The organism is Streptomyces sp. NPDC057137, from assembly GCF_042670825.1.
Classification (GTDB): Bacteria; Actinomycetota; Actinomycetes; order Streptomycetales; family Streptomycetaceae; genus Streptomyces.
Genome location: NZ_JBHUUW010000089.1, coordinates 1 through 22707, shown reverse-complemented (window position 1 = coordinate 22707; position 22707 = coordinate 1). Strand labels below are relative to the sequence as shown.

At 70.8% G+C, this 22707-nt stretch carries 21 protein-coding genes and 1 pseudogene; 17 read left to right on the top strand and 5 right to left on the bottom strand.

The features are described 5' to 3' along the window. Positions 1–21 precede the first annotated feature (21 nt). From ACFT9I_RS36810 to ACFT9I_RS36800, 3 genes and pseudogenes are all read right to left on the bottom strand, one after another. A pseudogene (locus ACFT9I_RS36810) lies at positions 22–147 on the bottom strand (histidine kinase); the annotation flags it as partial. Positions 148–755: 608 nt separating this feature from the next. After that, the gene (locus ACFT9I_RS36805) at positions 756–1604 is read right to left on the bottom strand and encodes an ABC transporter permease (protein WP_382571779.1); all 849 of its coding nucleotides are present in this window, start codon (positions 1602–1604) and stop codon (positions 756–758) included. After that, on the bottom strand, positions 1604–2503 hold the full coding sequence (locus ACFT9I_RS36800; RefSeq protein ID WP_382571777.1) for an ABC transporter ATP-binding protein: 900 nt from the start codon (positions 2501–2503) through the stop codon (positions 1604–1606). Before ACFT9I_RS36800 ends, ACFT9I_RS36805 begins: the two co-directional genes overlap by 1 nt. Before the next feature lie 143 nt (positions 2504–2646). On the opposite strand from ACFT9I_RS36800, the gene ACFT9I_RS36795 reads away from it, so the two are divergent. Continuing rightward, the gene (locus ACFT9I_RS36795; RefSeq protein ID WP_382571776.1) at positions 2647–3282 is read left to right on the top strand and encodes a vitamin K epoxide reductase family protein; all 636 of its coding nucleotides are present in this window, start codon (positions 2647–2649) and stop codon (positions 3280–3282) included. Positions 3283–3325: 43 nt separating this feature from the next. Next, positions 3326–4693: a replication-associated recombination protein A gene (locus ACFT9I_RS36790; protein WP_382571774.1), complete on the top strand. Its 1368-nt coding sequence runs from the start codon at positions 3326–3328 to the stop codon at positions 4691–4693. 20 nt (positions 4694–4713) lie between these two features. On the opposite strand, the gene ACFT9I_RS36785 is transcribed toward ACFT9I_RS36790, so the two are convergent. Next, entirely contained in the window at positions 4714–5391 is a 678-nt protein-coding gene (locus ACFT9I_RS36785; RefSeq protein ID WP_382571772.1) for a DUF2470 domain-containing protein, read from the bottom strand. Between the two features lie 180 nt (positions 5392–5571). Between ACFT9I_RS36785 and rpsD the strand changes: the two genes are divergently transcribed. Then, entirely contained in the window at positions 5572–6186 is a 615-nt protein-coding gene (gene rpsD / locus ACFT9I_RS36780; RefSeq protein ID WP_023542962.1) for a 30S ribosomal protein S4, read from the top strand. Positions 6187–6228: 42 nt separating this feature from the next. Here the strand turns inward: rpsD and ACFT9I_RS36775 are convergent, their stop codons facing one another. After that, positions 6229–8442: an ATP-binding protein gene (locus tag ACFT9I_RS36775; RefSeq protein WP_382571769.1), complete on the bottom strand. Its 2214-nt coding sequence runs from the start codon at positions 8440–8442 to the stop codon at positions 6229–6231. 241 nt (positions 8443–8683) lie between these two features. On the opposite strand from ACFT9I_RS36775, the gene ACFT9I_RS36770 reads away from it, so the two are divergent. From ACFT9I_RS36770 to nusB, 14 genes are all read left to right on the top strand, one after another. Then, the gene (locus ACFT9I_RS36770) at positions 8684–9148 is read left to right on the top strand and encodes a DUF948 domain-containing protein (RefSeq protein ID WP_382571768.1); all 465 of its coding nucleotides are present in this window, start codon (positions 8684–8686) and stop codon (positions 9146–9148) included. 7 nt (positions 9149–9155) lie between these two features. After that, positions 9156–9518: a DUF6167 family protein gene (locus ACFT9I_RS36765; protein ID WP_382571766.1), complete on the top strand. Its 363-nt coding sequence runs from the start codon at positions 9156–9158 to the stop codon at positions 9516–9518. Next, entirely contained in the window at positions 9518–12187 is a 2670-nt protein-coding gene (alaS, locus tag ACFT9I_RS36760) for an alanine--tRNA ligase (protein WP_382571764.1), read from the top strand. The genes ACFT9I_RS36765 and alaS overlap by 1 nt, the downstream gene beginning before the upstream one ends. Positions 12188–12236: 49 nt before the next feature. Continuing rightward, complete coding sequence (gene ruvX / locus ACFT9I_RS36755) at positions 12237–12713, top strand: Holliday junction resolvase RuvX (protein WP_382571762.1); 477 nt, start codon at positions 12237–12239, stop codon at positions 12711–12713. A gap of 190 nt (positions 12714–12903) precedes the next feature. Then, positions 12904–14868 (top strand): endolytic transglycosylase MltG, encoded by a 1965-nt coding sequence (gene mltG / locus ACFT9I_RS36750; RefSeq protein WP_382571760.1) that lies wholly within the window; start codon positions 12904–12906, stop codon positions 14866–14868. Then, entirely contained in the window at positions 14855–15700 is an 846-nt protein-coding gene (locus tag ACFT9I_RS36745; RefSeq protein ID WP_382571758.1) for a shikimate dehydrogenase, read from the top strand. The genes mltG and ACFT9I_RS36745 overlap by 14 nt, the downstream gene beginning before the upstream one ends. 128 nt (positions 15701–15828) lie before the next feature. Continuing rightward, positions 15829–17013 (top strand): chorismate synthase, encoded by a 1185-nt coding sequence (aroC, locus tag ACFT9I_RS36740; RefSeq protein WP_382571756.1) that lies wholly within the window; start codon positions 15829–15831, stop codon positions 17011–17013. Further along, positions 17010–17600 (top strand): shikimate kinase, encoded by a 591-nt coding sequence (locus ACFT9I_RS36735; RefSeq protein WP_382571755.1) that lies wholly within the window; start codon positions 17010–17012, stop codon positions 17598–17600. The genes aroC and ACFT9I_RS36735 overlap by 4 nt, the downstream gene beginning before the upstream one ends. Continuing rightward, a complete protein-coding gene (aroB, locus tag ACFT9I_RS36730; RefSeq protein WP_382571753.1) occupies positions 17597–18700 on the top strand; it encodes a 3-dehydroquinate synthase in 1104 nt (367 codons plus the stop codon). Before ACFT9I_RS36735 ends, aroB begins: the two co-directional genes overlap by 4 nt. After that, positions 18697–19137, top strand: a complete 441-nt coding sequence (gene aroQ, locus ACFT9I_RS36725; protein ID WP_023542973.1) for a type II 3-dehydroquinate dehydratase — start codon at positions 18697–18699, stop codon at positions 19135–19137. Before aroB ends, aroQ begins: the two co-directional genes overlap by 4 nt. 154 nt (positions 19138–19291) lie before the next feature. Further along, positions 19292–20362 carry an AAA family ATPase gene (locus ACFT9I_RS36720; protein ID WP_382571751.1) on the top strand — a complete coding sequence of 357 codons (1071 nt, stop codon included), beginning with the start codon at positions 19292–19294 and terminating at the stop codon, positions 20360–20362. 91 nt (positions 20363–20453) lie between these two features. After that, the gene (locus ACFT9I_RS36715; RefSeq protein WP_382571750.1) at positions 20454–21578 is read left to right on the top strand and encodes an aminopeptidase P family protein; all 1125 of its coding nucleotides are present in this window, start codon (positions 20454–20456) and stop codon (positions 21576–21578) included. Between the two features lie 82 nt (positions 21579–21660). After that, entirely contained in the window at positions 21661–22227 is a 567-nt protein-coding gene (efp, locus tag ACFT9I_RS36710) for an elongation factor P (protein ID WP_382571748.1), read from the top strand. A 2-nt stretch (positions 22228–22229) separates the two neighbouring features. Continuing rightward, complete coding sequence (gene nusB / locus ACFT9I_RS36705; protein WP_382571746.1) at positions 22230–22661, top strand: transcription antitermination factor NusB; 432 nt, start codon at positions 22230–22232, stop codon at positions 22659–22661. Positions 22662–22707 lie beyond the last annotated feature (46 nt).

The following is a 22707-nucleotide window of genomic DNA, read 5'->3' as shown; positions in this document are numbered from 1 at the left end:
GAGATTCCGCCGGGCCGTGTCCGCCATCAGCTCCAGATGACGGCGGGCGCCCGGCAGATCCCGCTCCAGCTCCGACTCCACGGCCTGTACGAGCATCAGCAGGCTCGTGAAGCCCTGCGCCAGTGTGTCGTGGATCTCCCGGGACATCCGCTCGCGCTCGGCCAGCGCGCCCCGCTCCGCCGAGAGCCGTGAGACCTCCTCCCGGCTCGCCTCCAGCTCGGCGATCAGTTCCCCGCGCTCCGCGCTCTGCGCGATGATCCGGATGATCCAGCTCCCGAGCACCACGGAGAAGGCCAGACTGACCACGGCGAACAGGGTGTTGAAGAAGATGGCCTCGCCGTCCGGGCGCCACCACAGCGCCCACCCGACCACCGGCACGGCGTTGAGCACCCCCACCGCCCACAGGGCGCGGGACATCGACAGCAGCATGAAGCACTGCGGTACGAGCGCGAACGCCGCCGAGCGCATCTCGCCCACCAGCACCGCGGGCGGGATGAACAGCAGGATCGCGACATAGATGTAGACGAGCGCTCCCCGGGAGTCCAGGCCCCGCATCAGCTCACGGCGCCCGAACCACACGTACCAGGGTGCGAGCAGGAAGAAGAGCGTGAACGCCGTCGCCCGCACCGGCGTCGAGTTCGGCGCGGCGATCGTGAAGATCAGCGTCGCCGACCAGACGACCCCGAAGTACAGGTCCCACGGCCAGAAGCTGCGGTCCCAGGCGTCGATCTCGCGCGCCCCGCCCGGCGACGGGCTCAGCCGTCGCGCCGGCTCTTCCACCGGAAGGTCAGCAGACACAGCACCAGCCCTCCGATGCACCAGGCGCCGAGTACCAGCGCGATCCGTCCGTACTCCCAGCCGCCCGCCTGCTCCAGCACGGCGGCCGTCTCGGGCAGGAACACCCCGCGCAGCCCCTGGCACATCCACTTCAGCGGGAACAGCGCGCCGATGTTCAGCAGCCAGTCGGGGATGGTGTCGATCGCGATGTACACCCCGGAGATGAACTGCAGCACCAGGAACGGTAGTACGACCACGGACGACGCACTCTGTCCGGTCTTCGGCAGGCTGCTGATCGCGATCCCGAGCAGCGCGCACCCGGTCAGCCCGAGGACGAAGATCCAGCCGAAGGTCAGCCAGTCGACCGCGCCGGTGGGCAGGTCGATGCCGTAGAACAGCACACCGACCGCGAGCAGCGCCACCGTCTCCAGCAGCCCGGTCACCAGGACGAGCCACACCTTGCCGAGGAAGTACGAGGCGGGCGGCATCGGCGTGCCGCGCAGCCGCCGCAGTTGCTTGTTGTCCCGCTCGATCGCGATGGAGATGCCCAGCGACTGGAAGCTCGTCGACATGATGCCCGCGGCGATCATCGACGGGACGTAGAGCTGGGAGGCGGTGATGCCCGCGCCCTCGACGTCGTTGCTGAAGATCGAGGCGAACAGGAAGAGGAAGACGATGGGGAAGGCGAAGGTGAAGATCGCCTGGTCGCGCTGGCGGAAGAACTGCCGCAGCTCCAGGGCGCCGCGCCGCAGCCCCAGCGTCCAGGCGCCGGGCAGCGCGGCCGGTGCGGTGCGGGTGGTGCCGGTCCGGTCGGTGACGGTCGCCATCACGCGGCCTCCTGTCCGGTGGGTCCGGTGGGTGCGATGAGCCGCAGATAGACGTCTTCGAGGGTGGGCCGGCTGATCAGCAGCCCCGGGATCTCGCCGCCGAAGCGCCGGGTCAGCTCGGCGACGGTACGCGTCGGGGTGGTCGTCCGCTCGGTGCGCGGCGAGCCGTCCGGCTCCGTCCACGCGACCGTGGCCGCCGTGTCGTACTCCGCGCGCAGACCGGACGGGGTGCCCTCGGCGACCACCCGGCCCGCCGCGATCACGGCGAGGCGGTCGGCCAGCGCCTCGGCCTCGTCCAGATAGTGCGTGGTGAGGACGATCGTGGTGCCCTCGTCCGCCAGCTTGCGGATCAGCTCCCAGAACTGGCGGCGGGCCGCCGGGTCGAAACCGGTCGTCGGTTCGTCGAGGAGCAGCAGCTCGGGGCCGCCGATCACACCGAGCGCCACGTCCAGCCGGCGCCGCTGCCCGCCGGACAGCGCCTTGACCCGGCTCGTCGCCTTCTCACCGAGGCCCACCAGGTCGATGACCTCCTCGGTGTCCCGCGGTGTCGGGTAGTAGGCGGCGAAATGGGACACGGTCTCGTGGACCGTCAACTCGGCGGGCGCGGATTCGTCCTGCCACACAATGCCGATTCTGGAACGCCACAGCCTGCCGCCGGCGGCGGGATCCGCCCCGAGGACCGTCACCTCGCCGCCGTCCCGGTCGCGGTGGCCCTGCAGGATCTCCACCGTCGTGCTCTTGCCCGCGCCGTTGGGGCCGAGGATGCCGAAGACCTCGCCGCGTCCGATGCGCAGGTCCAGGTCCTGGACCGCCGTCACTTCGCCGTACCGCTTGCGGAGCCCGGTCACCTCCACCGCGAGATCCCCCGTCGACGCGCTCGTTTCCGCTGCATCTCTCATGCCTTCGAGCCTCGTCCGGAACCGTCGGCTCCGGGACGACCGTCCGTACCTCCTTATGTCCATCGAACGGTGGACACGGGGGTGCGTGCGGCAGAATGACCGAGCCCTCTGCAGATGCAGGCCACGAGTGATGGAACGGCGATATGACGAGTGCAGCGCTAGACGACGTGTCCGCCGACCGGGAGGACCACGGCACCCCCGGTCTCTTCGGGGCGGGGCGGGTGCTGGCGTGGTTGCTGGTGGTGACGGGTGCGGCGGGTGTGCTGGCGTCGTGGGTGATCACGATCGACAAGTTCAAGCTGCTGGAGGACCCGAGTTTCACGCCGGGGTGCAGTCTGAACCCGGTGGTGTCGTGCGGGAACATCATGAAGAGCGACCAGGCGTCGGCCTTCGGGTTCCCCAATCCGATGCTGGGCCTGGTCACCTACGCGGTCGTGGTGTGTGTGGGGCTGGGACTGCTGGCGGGGGCGCGGTACCGGCGGTGGTTCTGGCTCGGTCTGAACGCCGGGATGCTGTTCGGAGTCGGCTTCTGCACCTGGCTTCAGTACCAGTCGCTCTACAACATCAACTCGCTGTGCCTGTGGTGCTGTCTCGCGTGGGTGGCGACGATCGTGATGTTCAGTTACGTCACGACGCACAACGTCACCCGCGGGATCATCCCGGCGCCTCGGTGGCTGCGCGGCGCGTTGGGGGAGTTCCACTGGGTGCTGCCCGTTCTGTGGATCGGGATCATCGGCATGCTCATCCTGACCCGCTGGTGGGACTTCTGGACCAGCTGACGGCGCCGTCGCGCTGTCAGTGGGCTGACATAGGGTTCAACACGTGGAGCCCGACCTCTTTACCGCAGCGGCCGAAGACCGCCAGGAGAAGGACCCGTCCAGCAGCCCGCTCGCTGTACGGATGCGCCCGCGCGTCCTCGACGAGGTCGTCGGCCAGCGGCATCTGCTGAAGCCCGGCTCCCCGATGCGGCGACTGGTCGAACAGGCCGCCCAGGGCAGGGGCCCGGCGGGACCCTCGTCGGTGCTCCTCTGGGGCCCGCCCGGCACGGGCAAGACGACGCTCGCCTATGTCGTCTCCAAGGCCACCGACGCGCGTTTCGTCGAGCTGTCGGCGATCACCGCGGGCGTCAAGGAGGTCCGCGCCGTCATCGACGGCGCCCGGCGTGCCTCCGGCGGCTTCGGCAAGGAGACCGTCCTCTTCCTGGACGAGATCCACCGCTTCAGCAAGGCCCAGCAGGACTCCCTGCTGCCCGCCGTGGAGAACCGCTGGATCACCCTGATCGCGGCCACCACCGAGAATCCGTACTTCTCGATCATCTCCCCCCTGCTCTCGCGCTCCCTGCTGCTGACGCTGGAGCCGCTCACCGACGACGACCTGCGCGCCCTGCTGCGGCGCGCGCTCACCGAGGAGCGCGGCCTCGGCGGCGCGGTCTCCCTGCCCGACGACTCCGAGGCGCATCTGCTGCGGATCGCCGGGGGAGACGCCCGGCGGGCCCTGACCGCCCTGGAGGCGGCGGCCGGCGCCGCGATCTCCAAGGGCGAGAAGGAGATCAGCCTCGCGACGGTGGAGGAGACCGTCGACCGCGCGGCGGTGAAGTACGACCGCGACGGCGACCAGCACTACGACGTGGCGAGCGCCCTCATCAAGTCGATCCGCGGCTCCGACGTGGACGCGGCCCTGCACTATCTGGCCCGCATGATCGAGGCGGGCGAGGACCCCCGGTTCATCGCCCGCCGGCTGATGATCTCGGCCAGCGAGGACATCGGCCTCGCCGACCCGACGGCCCTGCCCACCGCCGTCGCGGCGGCCCAGGCCGTGGCGATGATCGGCTTCCCGGAGGCCGCTCTCACCCTCAGCCACGCCACCATCGCGCTGGCGCTGGCCCCGAAGTCGAACGCGGCGACGCTCGCGATCTCCGCCGCCCTGGAGGACGTGAAGAAGGGGCTGGCCGGTCCCGTACCGCCGCATCTGCGCGACGGCCACTACAAGGGCGCGGCCAAGCTCGGTCACGCGCAGGGGTACGTCTATCCGCACGACGTGCCGGGAGGTATCGCCGCGCAGCAGTACCTCCCGGACGAGGTGCGGGGCAAGCAGTACTACACACCGACGCGGTACGGCGCGGAGGCGCGGTACGCGGACGTGGTCGAGAAGGTCCGGACACGCCTGCGCGGCGACGCCCCCTCGAACTGAGCCGATGGACCCGGCGGGGCTCAGCGGCCCGCGGCCTCGAAGAGCGCGTGCATGGCGCGGCGCAGTTCGGCCACATCACGTACCGGCTCGGGGAAGTCGAAGCGGGCGTCGAAGCAGTTGACGCCCGTGAAGCGCACCCGGAGCCCGAAGCGGTCCACACCGACCGGTACGGCCGCCGTCCCGCCGGTCCGCCCGCCGAGCAGCGAGCGCAGCATCCGCACCTCCCCGCTGTGCGCGGCGTGCAGATGCTGGAGCAGTTCGGCCTCGTGCTCCGACAGCGGGTCCGGTACGGCCGCGGCGAACTCGTCCGCCTCCACCGACTCGGCGCCCCACAGGTCGTCCACGTACGCCTCGCCGACCTCCAGCCGCAGCGTCGTCCGGCCGGGCTCGGCCGCGCCGGGCACCCGCGTCAGCCAGCCGGAGACCCAGGCGCGGCCCCGGATACGGTGGGGCACGGAGACCGGCGCGACATCGGTGATCTCCAGCACCACGGGCAGCTCGTCGGCCTGCGCGTGCGTCGCCGCCCTGACGACGGGGGAGTCCGCGGCGAAGGCCAGCAGCACGTCACCCTCGGTGTCCACGGTCCGCGCGTCGGGCATCAGCTGGTCCGGTCGCAGGGCGTCCAGGCCCGGGAGGAGCAGCACACTTGAGCATGTACTCTGTACGAGAGTTCGTGTGCGCTCGGCTGCTGACGGCATCCGCGCGATTTCAAGCCCGCTGGGACGCGGCTGACCATGAGCTGATCGGACCTCCGTCGTATCGATGCCCTGCGCGTCGAGACTGTCTGTGATGCGTGTGGTGTTCCCAGGGCGACGAGACATGCGATCTCCTTTGAGTAAGGTGAGCCTAACCTAACCTACAACGGAGGTCTGGAGAACGTGCCTAACCAGTCGCGTCCCAAGGTCAAGAAGTCACGCGCGCTCGGTATCGCGCTGACGCCGAAGGCCGTGAAGTACTTCGAGGCCCGTCCCTACCCGCCGGGCGAGCACGGCCGCGGCCGCAAGCAGAACAGTGACTACAAGGTCCGTCTGCTCGAGAAGCAGCGTCTGCGTGCTCAGTACGACATCAGCGAGCGCCAGATGGCCCGCGCCTACGACCGCGCCCGCAAGGCCGGCGGCAAGACCGGCGAGGCCCTGGTCGTCGAGCTGGAGCGTCGTCTCGACGCCCTGGTCCTGCGTTCGGGCATCGCCCGCACCATCTACCAGGCCCGTCAGATGGTCGTCCACGGCCACATCGAGGTCAACGGCGGCAAGGTCGACAAGCCGTCGTTCCGCGTCCGTCCCGACGACGTCATCATGGTCCGTGAGCGCAGCCGCGAGAAGGTTCCGTTCCAGGTCGCCCGCGAGGGTGGCTACGACACGGACGGCGAGACCCCGCGCTACCTCCAGGTCAACCTGAAGGCGCTGGCGTTCCGTCTGGACCGTGACCCGCTGCGCAAGGAAATCCCGGTCATCTGCGACGAGCAGCTCGTCGTCGAGTACTACGCCCGCTGATCGCTCACTGATCCGGGTGTGGTTCGCGCGAGCGACCGCGCTTCAGCCCGCCGCTTCCCCGCCGATCTGGCCGGGGGAGCCGGCGGGCTCTCGCGTTTCCCGGTCCGTCCCGCGCGGGGGCCCCGGCCTGCGGTCGCCCGACAGCTGACGCGGCGGTACGGGTCTCCCGCTCGGCCCGGCCAGCGCGCGCTCGACGGCTGCCGCCGGCGACAGGGCGCGTCCCTCAGCCACATGGGCGTCGTACCGCTCGCGCCCCAGCAGCTCCGTCGCCCGCCGTTCGCACTGTTCGTGCGGCGCCCCGAAGGTGGGCGAGCCGAACAGTGGGGCCCCCACCGACTGCCAGAGCCGGGCGGCGGCGCCCTGGAGCACCGCGGCCTCCGCCGGGTCCCCCTCGCCCGCGGTCAGCAGGGCCATCAGCTCCATCGCCAGCACCAGACCGACCAGATCGTTGAACATGTGGTGGATGGCGACGGACTCGGCCAGCAGGGCGCGCGCCTCGCCGAGCCGGCCGCGCGTCCAGGCCGCGTACGCGTGGACGTAGAGCGCGTAGGACCGGGCCCAGCGTTCGCCGCTGTCCTCGCAGATCTCCCGTACGTCGGCGCACAGCGCCACCGCCGCGTCGAGGTCGCCCTGGAAGACCAGCGAGAGGGCCAGCTCCGCCTGGCCCATCAGCACGTTGCTGTTGATCTCGCCCAGTTCGCGGTACGCGCCGAGTGCGGAGCGGAGGAGGCGTTCCGCGCGTGGCATGTCACCGGAGAGGAGCGCGAGACAGCCCAGCCGGTGCACCGCGTACGTGTGCGCGAGGGCGTCTCCCGTACGGGCGGCCTCTCCCCGGCACTCGTACAGAGCCCGCACCGCGGCCGTGTTGTCCCCCTGGAGGATCGCCACATAGCCCAGCACCCACAGCGCCTTGAGCCGTGACCCGTCGTGTCCGTCCCTGTCCTTCGGTGACTCGTCGTGCCGGGCGGCCGGCGCGAGCACCCGGTCCAGCCAGTGCCGCCCTTCCGTGAGCCGGCCGCAGCCCGCCCAGTAGAACCAGAGCGTGCCCGCCAGATGCCGGCCCAGATAGGCCTCGCCCTCCGTCTCCAGACAGAGTTCGATGGCGGCGCGCAGATCGGGCAGCGCGCTGTCGGCACAGGCGGCGATCTCCGCCTGCCGGGGGCTGAACCAGTCCAGCTCGCACCAGGTGGCCAGGCCCATGTACCAGTCGCGGTGTCTCCTGCGCATCCGGTCGGCGTCCGCCAGGGCGTCCAGCCACTCGGCGCCGTACGCGCGCACCGTGTCCAGCATCCGGTAGCGCGGCCCGGCGGGTGACTCCTCGCGTACGACGACGGACTGGGCGATCAGTTCGCCGAGCACGTCCAGCACGCTCTCGTCCGGCAGGTCGGGGCCGGCGCACACGTACTCGACGGCCTCCAGGTCGAAGGGCCCGGCGAAGACAGAGAGCCGCGCCCACAGCAGCCGTTCGGCCGGGGTGCACAGTTCATGGCTCCAGCCGATCGCGGTACGGAGCGTGCGATGGCGCGGCAGTTCGCCGCGCGAGCCGCCGGTGAGCAGCTGGAAGCGGTCGTCGATCCGCCGCAGGATCTGGTCGACGGACAGGGCGCGCAGCCGGGCGGCGGCCAGTTCCAGCGCGAGCGGGATGCCGTCGAGACGGCGGCACAACTCCCGTACGGCGTCGTCGTGTTCGTCGAGAGGGCGGTTCCCGGGCGCCATGGCGACGGCCCGGTCGGCGAAGAGGCGCGCCGCGTCGGTGTCCGACATCGGGGCCAGGGGGACGGTCCGTTCGCCCTCCAGCCGGAGCGGGCGGCGCCCGGCCGCCAGCACCTGGAGGCCGGGGCAGCGGCGCAGCAGATCCCGTACGAGCTCCGCGCAGGGGCCGACGAGCTGCTCGAAGCCGTCCAGCACCAACAGGAGGTCCCGGTCGGCGAGATGGGTGCGCAGCACCTCGCGGGGCGGCCGGCCGCTGTGGTCGGTGACGCGGAGGGCGTCGACGAGCGCGTGGTCGAGCAGTCCGGGGTCGCGGATCGTGGAGAGTTCGGCGAGCCAGACACCGTCGCAGTAGCGTTTCTCCAGACCCGCCGACCGCAGGGACCGGGCCGCGTGCACGGCCAGTCGCGTCTTGCCGACACCGCCCACGCCCACCAGGGTGATCAGCCGGCCTTCGGTGAGAAGACGTGCCAGCTCGGCCAGTTCGTCGGCACGGCCCACGAACCGGTTCAGCTCCGCGGGGAGATTGCCGGGGACAGGTCGCATGAGACACGCAGAGTACTCACGCGGCAGCACTGCGTACAATCCGCCGTGCCAACTGCCGCTCCCCGCCCCGGCGGACGAGGCGGAGTCCGGGACCGCCGTAAAGCGGTACGGGGAGCCGCTCGGGGCGCGATAGGGTCGAGGGGCGACTTTCAAGACCGACCAGGATCGCCCGGTTCTGAGCCGGCCGACAACGACACGTTCCCCGCACCCGCGGGGACGGTCCAGCAGAGAGCGGTGCAGCGTGACCGGTGGAGAGGTTGCCGGGATCCTGGTGGCCGTCTTCTGGGCAGTTCTGGTCACCCTCCTCGCCGTGGTGCTCGTGAGGCTGGCCCAGACGCTCAAGGCGACCACCAAACTCGTGGCGGACGTGACCGACCAGGCCGTACCGCTGCTGGCGGACGCGTCGGCGACCGTACGCGCGGCGCAGACCCAGCTCGACCGGGTCGACGCCATCGCGACGGACGTCCAGGAGGTCACCTCCAACGCGTCGGCGCTCTCCACGACCGTGGCGTCGACCTTCGGCGGGCCCCTGGTGAAGGTCGCGGCCTTCGGCTACGGAGTGCGGCGGGCGATGGGCCGCAAGGCCCCCGCCGAGTCGGCACCCGCCGACCGCGGGGAACCGGCACCGGCCGCGCGCGGCAGGCGCACGGTGATCGTGGGCAGGACCGTTCCGTCCGCCCGACGCAGCAGGAAGCAGAAGGGCTGAGGCAGCGATGTTCCGCCGTACGTTCTGGTTCACCGCGGGCGCGGCGGCCGGTGTGTGGGCCACCACCAAGGTCCACACCAAGCTCCGCCGGTTGACGCCCGAGAGTCTTGCCGCGCAGGCGGCCAACAAGGCGATCGACGCCGGACACCGGCTCAAGGACTTCGCACTCGACGTCCGCGTGGGCATGGCCCAGCGCGAGTCCGAACTGGGCGAGGTGCTGGGGCTCGACGCACCCGTCGACCCCGAACTCCCCGTGAGCCGCCGCCTCGCCGTCGAGGGCCGCGCGGAGCGCCGGTACGACAAGCACGATCACGAACACAGCGACCGATTCAACTCGCGTACACCGCACAACCGGAATGAGGACCACTGATGGAGTCGGCCGAAATCCGCCGCCGCTGGCTGAGCTTCTTCGAGGAGCGCGGTCACACCGTCGTCCCTTCGGCGTCGCTCATCGCGGACGACCCGACTCTGCTGCTGGTCCCCGCGGGCATGGTGCCCTTCAAGCCGTACTTCCTCGGCGAGGTCAAGCCGCCCGCCCCGCGCCTGACCAGCGTCCAGAAGTGCGTCCGTACGCCGGACATCGAAGAGGTCGGCAAGACCACCCGGCACGGCACGTTCTTCCAGATGTGCGGCAACTTCTCCTTCGGTGACTACTTCAAAGAAGGCGTCATCCCGCTCGCCTGGGAGCTGCTGACCAGCTCCGTGGCCGACGGCGGCTACGGCCTGGACCCCGAGAAGCTGTGGGTCACGGTCTATCTGGACGACGACGAGGCCGCCGACATCTGGACCGACAAGGTCGGCTTCCCCGCCGAACGCATCCAGCGCCTCGGCAAGAAGGAGAACTACTGGTCCATGGGCGTGCCCGGCCCCTGTGGACCCTGCTCGGAGATCTTCTACGACCGCGGCCCCGAGTTCGGCGAAGAGGGCGGCCCCGCCGTCAACGACGAGCGCTACGTGGAGATCTGGAACCTGGTCTTCATGCAGTACGAGCGCGGTGAGGGAGAGGGCAAGGAGGACTTCGAGATCCTCGGAGACCTCCCCTCCAAGAACATCGACACCGGTCTCGGCCTCGAACGCCTCGCCATGGTCCTCCAGGGCGTCCACAACATGTTCGAGATCGACACCTCGATGGCCGTCATCGACAAGGCCACCGAGCTGACCGGCGTCCGCTACGGCGCCGACCCCGCCTCGGACGTCTCCCTGCGTATCGTCACCGACCACATGCGCACCTCCGTGATGCTCATCGGCGACGGTGTCACCCCCGGCAACGAGGGCCGCGGCTACGTCCTGCGCCGCATCCTGCGCCGCGCCGTACGCAACATGCGGCTCCTCGGCGCCACCGGGCCGGTCGTCGCCGAGCTGCTCGACGTGGTGATCAGGGCCATGGGCGAGCAGTACCCCGAGCTGATCACCGACCGCAAGCGCATCGAGACCGTCGCCCTCGCCGAGGAAGCCGCCTTCCTCAAGGCCATCAAGGGCGGCACCAACATCCTCGACACCGCCGTCACCGACACCAAGGCCGCCGGCGGGTCCGTCCTGGCCGGCGACAAGGCGTTCCTGCTCCACGACACCTGGGGCTTCCCGATCGACCTCACCCTCGAAATGGCCGCCGAACAGGGCCTGTCCGTGGACGAGGACGGCTTCCGCCGGCTCATGAAGGAGCAGCGGGACCGGGCCAAGGCCGACGCCAAGGCCAAGAAGACCGGCCACGCCGACCTCTCCGCGTACCGCGAGGTCGCCGACACCTCGGGCACCACCGAGTTCACCGGTTACGGCAGCACCGAGGGCGAGTCGCGGATCGTCGGCCTGCTCGTCGACGGCCTGCCGTCGCCCGCCGCCACCGAGGGCGACGAGGTCGAGGTCGTACTCGACCGCACCCCGTTCTACGCCGAGGGCGGCGGCCAGCTCGCCGACCAGGGCCGGATCAAGCTCGACACCGGCGCCGTCATCCAGGTGCGCGACGTCCAGCAGCCGGTCCCCGGCGTCTCCGTGCACAAGGGATCGGTACAGGTCGGCGAAGTGACCGTCGGCTCGGCCGCGTTCGCCGCCATCGACACCCGGCGCCGGCGCGCCATCGCCCGTGCCCACAGCGCCACCCACCTGACGCACCAGGCGCTGCGCGACGCCCTCGGCCCGACGGCCGCCCAGGCCGGCTCCGAGAACTCGCCGGGCCGCTTCCGCTTCGACTTCGGCTCGCCCGCCGCCGTACCCGGCACGGTCCTGACCGACGTCGAGCAGAAGATCAACGAAGTCCTCGCCCGTGAACTCGACGTCCAGGCCGAGGTCATGTCCATCGACGAGGCCAAGAAGCAGGGCGCCATCGCCGAGTTCGGCGAGAAGTACGGCGAGCGGGTCCGTGTCGTCACCATCGGCGACTTCTCCAAGGAACTGTGCGGCGGCACGCACGTGCGCAACACCGCCCAGCTGGGTCTGGTGAAGCTGCTCGGCGAGTCCTCGATCGGCTCCGGCGTGCGCCGTATCGAGGCTCTGGTGGGCGTGGACGCGTACAACTTCCTCGCCAAGGAGCACACCGTCGTCGCCCAGCTCCAGGAGCTGGTCAAGGGCCGCTCCGAGGAACTGCCGGAGAGGATCGCCGGCATGCTCGCCAAGCTGAAGGACGCCGAGAAGGAGATCGAGAAGTTCCGCGCGGAGAAGGTGCTGGCCGCCGCCGCCGGGCTGGTCGAGGGCGCCAAGGACGTACGCGGTACGGCCCTGGTCACCGGCCAGGTGCCGGACGGCACGTCGGCCGACGACCTGCGCAGGCTGGTGCTCGACGTGCGCGGGCGCATCACCGGTGGCCGGCCGGCCGTCGTCGCGCTGTTCACGACGGCCAACGGCCGTCCGCTGACGGTCATCGCCACCAACGAGGCCGCCCGTGAGCGCGGGCTCAAGGCAGGCGAACTGGTCCGCGCCGCCGCCAAGACCCTCGGCGGCGGAGGCGGCGGCAAGCCGGACGTCGCCCAGGGCGGCGGTCAGAACCCGGCGGCCATCGGCGACGCCGTCGCCGCTGTCGAGCGCCTTGTCGCCGAGACGGCCTGAGGCCCGTGCCTGAGGACGTGGCGAAGGTCGTCGCTAAGGGTGTGCCGGCGTGACGGCGCTCGCGCGCCGGGGCCGCAGACTGGCCGTCGACGTCGGGGACGCCCGGATCGGGGTCGCCTCGTGCGACCCCGACGGGGTCCTCGCGACACCGGTGGAGACCGTGCCGGGACGTGATGTCCCGGCCGCCCACCGGCGGCTCGTCGCGCTGGTGGAGGAGTACGAGCCGATCGAGGTCGTGGTCGGTCTGCCGCGCTCGCTCAGCGGCGGCGAGGGCCCGGCGGCGGTCAAGGTGCGGGCCTTCGCGGAGGAAGTGGCCCGTCGTATCGCCCCTGTCCCCGTACGGCTCGTGGATGAGAGAATGACCACGGTGACCGCCGGCCAGGGACTGCGCGCCTCGGGTGTGAAGTCCAAGAAAGGCAGGTCCGTCATCGATCAGGTGGCGGCCGTCATCATCCTGCAGAACGCGCTGGAGTCCGAGAGAGCCTCGGGTGCGCCGCCCGGTGAGGGCGTGCACGTTCAGACCTGAGACGTCCGATCGGGCGAAACCGGAACATACTTACGGTTATCTGTATGCGCGGATGAAGGTCGTCTGATCGCGATACGGTAACGTTCCGCGCGATGCGGCGGGATTCGAACAACTGCCGCACAGAGAGAGGCGTCAGGGACACCGGGCCATCCGTGCCCGGCACCGGGCGCCTCGCGGCTCTAGGGGATCGATGACTGACTATGGCCGGGGCCGAGGCCCTGAACCGTGGCACCCCGAGGATCCCTTGTACGGGGACCAGGGGTGGGGAGCGCAGCAGGCCGCCGACGGCCGCACTCCTTACGACGCCCAGGCTCAGCAGCCCCATCCGCAGCAGCAGTACGACCCGCAGTACGACGGTGGTGGCTGGGACACGGGGCAGCAGCAGTACGCGCAGCAGCCGCAGCAACCTCAGCAGCCCCAGTACCCGCAGCAGCAACACCCCCAGCAGCAGTACGACCTGCAGTACGACGGTGGCGGTTGGGACACGGGGCAGCAGCAGTACGCGCAGCAGCGGCAGCAACCGCACCAGCCTCAGCAGCACCCCCAGCACCAGCCGCCTCAGCAACAGCAACACCCTCAGCACCAGCAGCCCCAGTACCCGCAGCAGCAGTACAACGATCCGCAGTACGGCAACCAGCAGTACGCCGGCGGGCAGCCCAACAACCCCCAGTACGACGGCGGTTGGGACACCGGTCAGCAGGCGGCCATGCCGTACGGCGAGAACCCGGGCGACCCCTACGCGGGCCAGCAGGGCGCAGGCGCCGGCTACGGCGGCGAGAGCCCCGACCGGTACGGCACCTCCGAGGCGTACCCGCCGCCGCGCCCTCCGGGGCGCCGGCAGCCGGAGCCCCCGCCTCCGGCCCAGGCTCAGCCCGAGAACGACTGGGACGGCCCGCAGCCCGAGGAGACGCACCCCTTCTTCACCGGCGACGACCGCGACGACCGGGACGAGCGCGGCCTCCGCGACGACGACCGGGACCGTGACGGGGACGACGACCGCGAGTACGACGACGAGGACGACGGCCGGCGCGGCGGAGGCGGCGGACGTGACCGCCGCGGCAAGTCGAAGAAGAAGCGCCGCGGTGGCAGCGCCTGCCTCGTGGCCGCCCTCGTCCTGGTCGGCGGCGCGGCCGGCGGCGGGTACTACGCCTACCAGTTCTGGCAGGAACGCTTCGGCCCGCCGGCCGACTTCGCGGGCACCGGCACGAGCTCCGTCCAGGTCGAGATCCCGAAGAACGCCGGGCTCGCCGAGATGGGCGGCCTGCTGAAGAAGGCCGGCGTGGTCAAAAGCGCGCAGGCATTCGTCGACGCGGCCGGTGAACACCCCAAGGGCAACGCCATCCAGCCCGGTGTCTACCCGATGAAGAAGGAAATGTCGGCCAAGGCCGCGGTCGAGTTGATGACCAACCCGGCCAACCTGAATTCGCTGACGATCGCCGAGGGCACGCGCGCCGTCAAGGTGTACGAATTCATCGACATGAAGCTCAAGCTCGACCCCGGTACGACCGCGGACGTGGCCAAGGCGGAAGTCGATAAACTGGGTCTGCCCGACTGGGCCGACGACGACAAGAACATAAAGGATCCGCTCGAAGGATTCCTCTATCCCGCGCGTTACGACATCGGTGAGAAGACCAAGCCGGAGGACGTCCTCAAGCAGATGGTCGCCCGCTCCGACCAGGAGTACAAGAAGTACGACCTGGAAGGATCGGCCGAGAAGCTCGGTCTGGACTCGCCGCTCGATGTCGTCACCATCGCGAGCCTGGTGCAGGCCGAAGGCATGACGCACGACGACTTCAAGAAGATGGCGGCCGTCGTCTACAACAGGCTGAAGCCGACGAACACCGACACCAACCAGAAGCTCGAATTCGACTCGACGTTCAACTATCTGAAGAACGAGAGCGAGATCGACATCGCCGTCTCGGAGATCAGGAATCACGACGACCCGTACAACACGTACTTCTACAAGGGGCTTCCGCCGGGGCCGATCGGAAATCCCGGCGCCGACGCGCTGAACGCCACGAAGGCACCGGACTCGGGCGCCTGGATGTACTTCATCTCCATCGACGGCAAGACCACCGAATTCACCAAGACCCTGGCCGAGCACGAGAAGCTGGTCGAAAAATTCAACGAACGACAGAGGAATGGGAACAACTAGTACCTCCGGGCGCAGGGCGGCCGTCCTCGGCTCACCCATCGCGCACTCGCTCTCCCCGGTGCTGCACCGGGCGGCCTACGCTGAACTGGGCCTCACCCACTGGTCGTACGACCGCTTCGAGGTGACCGAGGCACAGCTCCCGGACTTTCTGGCCGGGCTCGATCCGTCCTGGGCCGGGCTCTCGCTGACGATGCCGCTCAAGCGGGCCGTCATCCCGCTGCTCGACCGGATCGGCGAGACGGCAGCGTCGGTGGAGGCCGTCAACACCGTCGTCATCGACGGCGACGGCCGTCGCACCGGTGACAACACCGACATCCCCGGCATGCTCGCCGCCCTGCGCGAGCGTGGCGTCACCGAGGTGGAGTCGGCGGCCGTCCTCGGCGCCGGGGCGACCGCGTCGTCCGCGCTCGCCGCGCTCTCCCGTATCTGTACGGGCCCCGTCACCGCCTACGTACGAAGCCGGGCCCGCGCAGCCGAGATGCGCGGCTGGGGGGAACGGCTCGGTGTCGACGTCCGTATCGCCGACTGGTCGGAGGCGGCCGAAGCCCTCGGCGCGCCCCTGGTGATCGCGACGACTCCCGCCGGTGCCATCGACGAACTGGCGCTCCGCGTCCCCGGCCGCCCCGGCACCCTCTTCGACGTGCTGTACGACCCTTGGCCCACCGCGCTCGCCGCCGCCTGGTCCGCCCGGGGCGGACCCGTGGTCGGCGGTCTCGACCTCCTCGTGCACCAGGCCGTCCTCCAGGTCGAGCTGATGACCGGCCGCGCGCCCGCCCCGCTCCCCGTGATGCGCAAGGCCGGCGAACAGGCGCTCGGGGCGCACAACGCCTGACGCCCGCCCGGGTATCCGTAGGCTGGACGGAGTCACGGAGCGGGTGACCGGTCATGGCAGGATCGGGACCCGAGGATGCGTACCGCAGTCGTACCGTCGAAGTTGTCGAGAATCACCGAGGAGCACCGTTGAGCAGGTTGCGCTGGCTGACAGCGGGGGAGTCGCACGGCCCCGCACTCGTCGCGACGCTGGAGGGCCTTCCGGCGGGTGTGCCGATCACCACGGAGATCGTGGGCGATCACCTCGCGAGGCGGCGCCTCGGCTACGGACGCGGCGCGCGCATGAAGTTCGAGCGCGACGAGGTCACCTTCCTCGGCGGCGTACGGCACGGACTGACCATGGGATCGCCGGTCGCGATCATGGTCGGCAACACCGAGTGGCCCAAGTGGGAACAGGTCATGTCGGCCGACCCGGTCGACCCCGAGATCCTGGCCGGGCTCGCCCGTAACGAGCCCCTGACCCGCCCGCGCCCCGGCCACGCCGACCTCGCGGGCATGCAGAAGTACGGAGCGTCCGAGGCCCGGCCGATCCTGGAGCGCGCGAGCGCCCGGGAGACGGCGGCCAGGGTCGCGCTCGGCGCGGTCGCACGCTCGTACCTGAAGGAGACGGCCGGGATCGAGATCGTGTCCCATGTCGTCGAACTGGCCACCGCCAAGGCCCCGTACGGCGTGTACCCGACCCCCGGCGACGTGGAGCGGCTCGACGCCGACCCCGTGCGCTGCCTGGACCCCGAGGCGAGCGAGGCGATGGTCGCCGAGATCGACCAGGCCCACAAGGACGGTGACACCCTCGGCGGCGTGGTCGAGGTGCTGGCGTACGGCGTGCCCGTCGGCCTCGGCTCGCACGTCCACTGGGACCGCAGGCTCGACGCCCGGCTCGCCGCCGCCCTCATGGGCATCCAGGCCATCAAGGGCGTCGAGATCGGCGACGGCTTCGGCCTCGCCCGGGTGCCCGGCTCCCAGGCGCACGACGAGATCCTGATCACCGACGACGGCATCAGGCGCGCCTCGGGCCACTCCGGCGGCACCGAGGGCGGTCTGACGACCGGTGAACTGCTGCGCGTACGGGCCGCGATGAAGCCCATCGCGACCGTGCCCCGCGCGCTCGCCACCATCGACGTCGCCACCGGTGAGCCCGCCAAGGCGCACCACCAGCGCTCCGACGTCTGCGCGGTCCCCGCGGCGGGCATCGTCGCCGAGGCCATGGTCGCGCTGACCCTCGCGGACGCCGTGGCCGAGAAGTTCGGCGGCGACAGCGTCCCGGAGACCCGGCGCAACGTCGAGTCGTACCTTGAGAACCTGGTGATCCGATGAGCGGTCCGCAGATCGTCCTGGTCGGCCCCATGGGCGTCGGCAAGACCACTGTCGGCGCGCTGCTCGCCGAACGCCTCGACACCGGCTACCGGGACACCGACGCGGACATCGTCGCCGCCGAGGGCCGCGAGATCTCGGACATCTTCTTCGACGACGGCGAGCAGCACTTCCGCGAGCTGGAGCGGGCCGCCGTACGGACCGCGCTCGCCGAACACTCCGGTGTCGTCGCGCTCGGCGGCGGAGCGGTCCTCGACGAGGACACCCGTGAACTGCTCGCGGGCCTGCCCGTCGTCTATCTCTCCATGGAGGCGAACGAGGCGGTCCGGCGCACCGGTCTGGGCCTGGCCCGCCCGCTGCTCGCCATCAACCCCCGCCAGCAGTGGAAGCTGCTGATGGAGGAGCGGCGCTCCCTCTACACGGAGGTCGCGCGCGCGGTCGTCCCGACCGACGAGCGGGCACCGGAAGAGGTCGCCGAAGCGGTCATCGAGGCGCTGGACCTGGGCGCGGCGGCCGTCCCCGGAGCCGCCCCGGACGCCGATCCGTCCGCCACCCCCGGCAAGGCACCCGGCAAGGAGAACCACGCATGACGACGGACCAGGACCAGCCGGTCACCCGTATCCAGGTCGGCGGCACCGCGGGCCACGACCCGTACGAGGTGCTGGTCGGCCGGCGGCTGCTGGGTGAGCTGCCCGTACTCATCGGCACCCAGGCCAAGCGCGTCGCCGTGCTGCACCCGGAGTCGCTCGCCGAGACCGGCGAGACGCTGCGCCAGGACCTGGCGGACCAGGGGTACGAGGCGGTCGCCATCCAGCTGCCGAACGCCGAGGAGGCCAAGACCGTCGAGGTCGCGGCCTACTGCTGGAAGGCCCTCGGACAGACCGGCTTCACCCGCAGCGACGTCATCGTCGGCGTCGGCGGCGGCGCCACCACCGATGTCGCGGGCTTCGTCGCGGCGACCTGGCTGCGCGGCGTGCGCTGGATCGCCGTACCGACGACCGTCCTCGGCATGGTCGACGCGGCGATCGGCGGCAAGACCGGCATCAACACCGCCGAGGGCAAGAACCTCGTCGGCGCGTTCCATCCGCCCGCCGGGGTGCTCTGCGACCTCGCGGCGCTCGATTCGCTGCCCGTGCACGACTACGTGAGCGGCATGGCCGAGATCATCAAGGCGGGATTCATCGCCGATCCGGCCATTCTCGAACTGGTCGAGTCCGACCCCGAAGGCGCCCGCTCGCCCGCCGGGCCGCACACCGCCGAGCTGATCGAGCGCTCCATCCGCGTCAAGGCCGAGGTCGTGTCCAACGACCTCAAGGAGTCCGGCGTACGCGAGATCCTCAACTACGGCCACACGCTCGCCCACGCCATCGAGAAGAACGAACGCTACAAATGGCGGCACGGCGCGGCCGTCTCCATCGGCATGGTCTTCGCCGCCGAACTGGGCCGTCTCGCGGGCCGGCTCGACGACGCCACGGCCGAACGGCACAGCGCCGTCCTGAAGTCCGTGGGACTGCCGCTGACCTACCGCGGCGACCAGTGGCCCAAGCTGCTGGAGACCATGAAGGTCGACAAGAAGTCCCGCGGTGACCTGCTGCGTTTCATCGTCCTGGACGGTCTGGCCAAGCCGACCGTGCTGGAGGGACCGGACCCGGCCGTGCTGCTCGCCGCGTTCGGGGAGGTGTCCGAGTGACCCGTCGGGTCCTGGTGCTCAACGGCCCCAACCTGGGCCGCCTCGGTTCCCGCGAACCGGACGTCTACGGCTCCGTCTCGTACGCCGGTCTTGTGGAGACCTGCCAGTCGACGGGCAAGGAGCTGGGTCTGGCGGTCGACGTACGCGAGACGAACGACGAGGGCGAGCTGATCCGCTGGCTGCACGAGGCGGCCGACGGATCGATCCCGGTCGTGCTCAACCCCGGGGCCTTCACCCACTATTCGTACGGAATGCGGGACGCCGCGGCGCAGCGCACCGCGCCGCTGATCGAGGTGCACATCTCGAACCCGTACACACGCGAGGAATTCCGCCACACGTCGGTCGTCGCGGCGGTCGCCAGTGGCACGATCGCGGGGTTCGGCATCGGCTCGTACCGACTGGCGCTGCGCGCCGTCGCCGAGGAACTGGACGGCTGACGACGGCTGACGGGAAAGCCCGAACGGGCGGGCGGGCACTCGGAGCGGGCTTCCGGCGTTCTTACGGAGGCGGCCGGGAACGGTACCGTTCGAAGGCAAGTCGGCCGGGCGGCCGAGCGATCAGCGTCAGACGTACGAGACGGAGTGGCACCGGATGCAGCACGCAGTGGGGGCTCCGCTGCCGCCTCCCCATGGTTCGGCGCACGGAGCGGGCGGGCAGGGCGCGGGCACGTGGGCGCACGGCTCCCCGCCCCTCGGTCCGCCACCGCACGGCGCACCGCACTCCGGCCCACCGGCCGGCCCTCCCGCGCCCCACGGGCAGCCACCCGTACCGGGCGCGGCGCCGTACGGCGCCCAGCCGCCCCCGGGCGGGCACCAGGGACCGCCTCAGCCCGGCGCACCGCACCAGCACCCGCACCACCCCCATCAGCACCCGCAGGGCGGACCGCCTCAGCCCGGTGGACCGCCTCAGCGCGGTGGACCGCGTCCGCCGCAGGGGCCGCCGCCGGCCGGCCGGTCCACCGGCCCCCAGCGGATCCCGCAGGCGCCCGTGCCCCCGCAGGGCCCACCGGCCCCACCGCCGCCGGACACGACCGGGCACGTCCAACTGCCGCCGGGCGGACCGGTTCCCATACCCGTGCCGCACCTCGCCGACAGCGGTACGGGCGCCGCCACGCTGGCCGTCCTGCTGATCGGCCCCGCCGGCGCGGGCAAGACGACCGTCGCCCGGCACTGGGCGGCCCGCCGTCAGGTCCCCACCGCGCACATCAGCCTCGACGACGTACGCGAATGGGTCTGCTCCGGCTTCGCCGACCCGCAGTCGGGCTGGAACGAGCACTCCGAGGCCCAGTACCGCCTCGCCCGCCGCACCTGCGGCTTCGCCGCCCGTAACTTCCTCGCCAACGGGATCTCCTGCATCCTCGACGACGCGGTCTTCCCGGACCGCCCGGTCGTCGGACTCGGCGGCTGGAAGCGCCACGTCGGCCCCGGCCTGCTGCCCGTGGTCCTGCTGCCCGGCCTGGAGATCGTCCTGGAGCGGAACGCGGAGCGCAGCGGCAACCGCAGGCTCTCGGACGAGGAGGTGGCGGGCATCCACGGCCGGATGGCCGGCTGGTACGGCTCCGGACTGCCGATCATCGACAACTCGAAGTACGACGTCGAGACGACGGCCCGGGTACTGGACGACGTACTCGCCCGCTCGATCGCGAGCCCACCGGCCTGGTAGCGGGCACGCGGGGCACCACCCCCTCGGCGCCCCCGCCCCGGTCGGACGCGCAGGCCGCGCCGAGCCGGGCCCGCGCTCATAGGCTCGATACATGTCAGAGGTGTATGCGGTCCGTCGCGGGCGGCTGCGCGACCGGTGCTCCGCGGCCGGCAGCGATGCCGCCCTGGTGTCACTGCCCGCCAACGTCCGCTATCTCGCCGGCGGCGCGCCACCGGGCGCCGTCCTGCTGCTCGGCGTCGCCGACCAGCGCGACGTACTGCTCTGCCCCCGCACCCCCACCGGCGACCCCGCGGACGGCCGCCGCGACGGCCGCCCCGACGACGGGCTGCGGCTCAGCGTGCTGCCCACCGCGACAGGCGATCCGGCCGTCGCCGCCGCGGACCTCCTCGACCCGGCCACGGCCCGGACCCTCGCCGTCGAGGAACACCATCTGACCGTCGCCCGCCACCGCGCCATCCGCTCGGTGGCGCCCCGGCTCCTCCTCGCCGACCTCGGCCGCACCGTGGAACAGCAGCGGACGGTCAAGGACGAGGAGGAGATCTCCCAACTGCGGATCGCCGCCGAGATCTCCGACCAGGCACTCGGCGAACTGCTCGAATCGATCCTCGTCGGCCGCACCGAACGCCATCTCGCCCTGGAACTGGAGCGCCGCCTGGTCGACCACGGCGCCGACGGACCGGCCTTCCGGACCTCCGTCGCCACCGGGCCGAACGCGGGCCGCCCCGGCCACTCGCCCTCGGACCGCAGGGTCGAGGAGGGAGATTTCCTCTCCGTTCGCCTCGGCGCCAACTACCACGGATACCGTTGCGAGATCGGCCGCACCTTCGTCATCGGCTCGTCGCCCGCGGACTGGCAGATCGACCTGTACGACCTGGTGTTCGCCGCACAACGGGCAGGTCGGGAGGCTCTGACGCCCGGTACCGCCTACCGCGACGTGGACCGCGCGGCCCGTCAGCCGCTGGAGTCGGCGGGGTACGGCGAAGGGCTCGCGGCCCGTACCGGACACGGTGTGGGGCTCGAAATCGACGAGGACCCGCAGTTGGCACCCGCTGCCATGGGTAAACTGGACGCTTGTGTGCCGGTCACCGTCGAACCGGGGGTCCACCTCCCGGGCCGGGGCGGTGTCCGGATCGATGACACGCTCGTCGTCCGCCCCGAGGCGGACGGCGGACCCGAGCTACTCACCATTACGACCAAGGAACTGCTCGCGCTCTAGTGCTCCGGCAAGCTTTTGCCGGTCGCGCCGGTGGCGCGCACCCGTGGTCCCACCCAGCTTCAGTCCAGGAGATTCCGCAACCGTGGCTTCCACGAACGACCTCAAGAACGGCATGGTGCTCAAGCTCGACTCTGGCCAGCTCTGGTCCGTCGTCGAGTTCCAGCACGTCAAGCCTGGCAAGGGCCCGGCCTTTGTGCGCACCAAGCTGAAGAATGTGCTCTCCGGCAAGGTCGTCGACAAGACCTTCAACGCCGGCGTGAAGGTCGAGACGGCCAGCGTCGACCGCCGCGACATGCAGTTCTCATACATGGACGGCGAGTACTTCGTCTTCATGGACATGGGCACCTACGACCAGATCCACGTCAGCCGGGAGGTCGTCGGCGACGCCGCGAACTTCCTCCTGGAGGGCTTCGAGGCCACGGTGGCGATGTACGAGGGCAGCGCGCTCTACGTCGAGCTGCCCGCCGCCGTCGAACTGGTCATCGAGCACACCGACCCCGGTGTGCAGGGCGACCGCTCCACCGGCGGCTCCAAGCCCGCGAAGCTGGAGACCGGTTACGAGATCGGTGTCCCGCTCTTCATCACGACCGGCGAGAAGATCAAGGTCGACACGCGCTCCGGTGAGTACCTCGGCCGGGTGAACAGCTAACCGTGGCTGCCCGCAACAAGGCCCGTAAGCGCGCCTTCCAGATCCTCTTCGAGGCCGACCAGCGCGGGGCGCCCGTGCAGACGGTCCTCGCGGACTGGCTTCGGCACGCCCGGACCGACGACCGCCAGCCGCCGGTCAGCGAATACACGATGGAACTCGTCGAGGGCTACGCGCGGTACGCGGAGCGGATCGACGAACTCATCACCACCTACTCGGTGGGCTGGACGCTCGACCGGATGCCGGTCGTCGACCGGAACATCGTGCGGCTGGGCACGTACGAACTGGTGTGGGTGGACGGCACGCCCGACGCCGTGGTGATCGACGAGGCCGTACAGCTCGCCAAGGAGTTCTCCACCGACGACTCACCGTCGTTCGTGAACGGCCTCCTCGGCCGCTTCAAGGACCTCAAGCCGAGCCTGCTCCGCGCCGACTAGCACGGGCGCGAAGGTTCCTCGAAGCGTCGGGCGGGCCGCGTACCCG

Bases quoted from the DNA above. Each gene is read 5' to 3' on its own strand.
- ACFT9I_RS36745 (WP_382571758.1), top strand. From the start codon at position 14,855: ATGGGAACAACTAGTACCTCCGGGCGCAGGGCGGCCGTCCTCGGCTCA.
- aroB (WP_382571753.1), top strand. From the start codon at position 17,597: ATGACGACGGACCAGGACCAGCCGGTCACCCGTATCCAGGTCGGCGGC.
- ACFT9I_RS36795 (WP_382571776.1), top strand. From the start codon at position 2,647: ATGACGAGTGCAGCGCTAGACGACGTGTCCGCCGACCGGGAGGACCAC.
- ACFT9I_RS36715 (WP_382571750.1), top strand. From the start codon at position 20,454: ATGTCAGAGGTGTATGCGGTCCGTCGCGGGCGGCTGCGCGACCGGTGC.
- ACFT9I_RS36765 (WP_382571766.1), top strand. From the start codon at position 9,156: ATGTTCCGCCGTACGTTCTGGTTCACCGCGGGCGCGGCGGCCGGTGTG.
- ACFT9I_RS36805 (WP_382571779.1), bottom strand. From the start codon at position 1,604: ATGGCGACCGTCACCGACCGGACCGGCACCACCCGCACCGCACCGGCC.
- alaS (WP_382571764.1), top strand. From the start codon at position 9,518: ATGGAGTCGGCCGAAATCCGCCGCCGCTGGCTGAGCTTCTTCGAGGAG.
- mltG (WP_382571760.1), top strand. From the start codon at position 12,904: ATGACTGACTATGGCCGGGGCCGAGGCCCTGAACCGTGGCACCCCGAG.
- ACFT9I_RS36775 (WP_382571769.1), bottom strand. From the start codon at position 8,442: ATGCGACCTGTCCCCGGCAATCTCCCCGCGGAGCTGAACCGGTTCGTG.
- ACFT9I_RS36785 (WP_382571772.1), bottom strand. From the start codon at position 5,391: ATGCCGTCAGCAGCCGAGCGCACACGAACTCTCGTACAGAGTACATGC.
- ACFT9I_RS36800 (WP_382571777.1), bottom strand. From the start codon at position 2,503: ATGAGAGATGCAGCGGAAACGAGCGCGTCGACGGGGGATCTCGCGGTG.
- ACFT9I_RS36720 (WP_382571751.1), top strand. From the start codon at position 19,292: ATGCAGCACGCAGTGGGGGCTCCGCTGCCGCCTCCCCATGGTTCGGCG.
- ACFT9I_RS36735 (WP_382571755.1), top strand. From the start codon at position 17,010: ATGAGCGGTCCGCAGATCGTCCTGGTCGGCCCCATGGGCGTCGGCAAG.